This is a genomic window from Parafrankia sp. EUN1f (genome assembly GCF_000177675.1).
In the GTDB taxonomy this organism is placed as follows: Bacteria; Actinomycetota; Actinomycetes; order Frankiales; family Frankiaceae; genus Parafrankia.
The window spans coordinates 1-1,919 of record NZ_ADGX01000347.1 but is presented as its reverse complement, the minus strand read 5'-3'; the positions used below and the strand labels follow the sequence as shown (position 1 = coordinate 1,919).

The window sequence follows — 1,919 nt, the reverse complement described above, 5'->3', positions numbered from 1 at the left end:
GGGGAACCCGGCGCATGCGGCGGGGAACCCCGCACACACGGCGGCCGGGAGCATGCCGCACGCGGCCGGCGGCCTGGCGCCGGCGACCGCCGGGACGCAGCCGGCGGATCCGGCGGGTGGTGGTGCCGGAGCCGGCGCAAGCCCGGCCGAGCTGCTGGCCGACGCGGCCGGGGGTGCCATCCGCACCGTCCCGCAGTGGCACCGGCGTGGCCCACTGGCCGGTGTCGTCGGGCTGATCGCCGGGGGCCTGGTGTTCGCACCCTGGCTGTCGAACTTCTTCTCCCAGCTGGCGCACACCGGCACCCCCTGGGGGGAGCCGGCGAGCTTCGCCGCGGTCACCCACGCCTACGGGCAGTGGGCGGGCGGGCCGACCACCCTCGGACGGCTGCTGCTGTTCCTCGTGACCGGCCTGGTCGCCGCCGGTATCGCGGGACGTCCCCTCGGGGGCCGGTTCATCCTGCTCGACCTGAAGGGCCTCGAACCGGGCCGCACGCTGTTCTTCCTCGCCACCGGGACTCTGATCGTCGCGGTGGCGGCCGGCAAGGCGGTCGGCAACGCCTGGGCCGACCGCTACACGGCGACGGCGTTCGTCCCGTTCCTCCTGGTGGTCGGCCTCGGCGCCACGATGCTGGCGGATCGGCGGGTCTTCCGCGGCGTGGTCGTCCTCGCCGCGCTGATCGGCGTCATCGCCGGGACGAGCGACGTCCGGCGGGAGCGCAGCCAGGCCGGCGAGGCCGCCGCGGTCCTCACCCGGCTGTCCAAGCCCGGTGACGTCCTGCTGGTGTGCCCGGACCAGCTCGGGCCGGGCCTGGCCCGCACCGTGCCCTCCTGGCTCAAGGTCTACGTGGTCCCGACCTATGCACCGCCCGACCGGGTGAACTGGGTCGACTACGAGGAGCGGAACGAGAAGGCCAACGGCGTCGCGGTCGCCGAGCGTGCGCTGGCCGAGGCCGGATCACACACCGTGTTCATGGCCGGCTCCGGCGCGTACCGGACCTACGAGGAGCTCTGCACCCAGGTGCGCACGACGCTGCAGGAGCATCGCCCGCTGGCCGACGAGGTGATGACGCAGGGCATTCCGGCCCGCGTGTACGAGAACTACGCCCTGCTGCGGTTCCGGGTGTCATGACCGCGGCGCGCCAGCCCGCGTACCCCGAGGCGCCACGGCAGCCTCCGGGTACGCGGGAGACGCCGCAGCCGCGACCGGGGAAGCCGGCCCGGGGCAGGCACGGGGTCAGCCGTGGCGACCGCACGTCGACCGCACGGGCCAGGGCCTGGGCCCGCCGCTGGTATCTGCGGGACGTCCTCGTCGCCTGGGTCGCCGCACGGGTGGTCGTCGGCGCGGCGCTGGCGCTGACCCGGTTCATCGCGGACAGCGCCAGCGAGGACGACGGCGTCACGCTTGAGACGACCGATCTGCTCGGCTGGGACGCCGGCTGGTACCTCACCATCGCCGAGCACGGCTACGACGGGGCCGGGGACGAGAGCCGGCGTTTCTTCCCCCTGCTCCCCCTGCTGGTCCGCCTGTTCACGGCCCTGCCCGGCGCGGGCGGCCACGCCGGGGCGGTGCTGCTCGTCCTGGTGAACCTCATCGCGGTCGCGTTCGCCCTGGTACTGGTCGGCGTCGCGCGGGCCGAGGGCTTCGACGACGACACGACCCGCCGGGTCATCTGGATCGGGGCGCTGGCGCCGCCCGCCTTCGTGCTGGTCATGGGCTACGCCGAGGCGCTGGCGGGGCTGCTGGCCGCCGCGGTCCTGTTCGGCGCACGGACCCGCCGCTGGGAGATCGCGATCGTCGCCGGGCTGCTCGGCGGCCTGTGCCGGCCGTTGGGCCTGCTGCTCGCCGTGCCGGTCGCGATCGAGGCCGCCCGCGGGCTGCGCCTCCCGCTGCTCGGCCGGCTGGGGCCTGCCGGAGCACC

General features: G+C 75.4%; 1 protein-coding gene and 1 pseudogene. Both read left to right on the top strand.

The window, feature by feature from the left end; translation table 11 throughout:
* A pseudogene (locus FREUN1FDRAFT_RS38975) lies at positions 1-1,129 on the top strand (hypothetical protein); the annotation flags it as partial.
* The coding region (locus FREUN1FDRAFT_RS38970; RefSeq protein WP_006545964.1) for a mannosyltransferase family protein at positions 1,126-1,919 on the top strand (794 nt) is incomplete at its 3' end. The pseudogene FREUN1FDRAFT_RS38975 and the gene FREUN1FDRAFT_RS38970, both read left to right, overlap by 4 nt.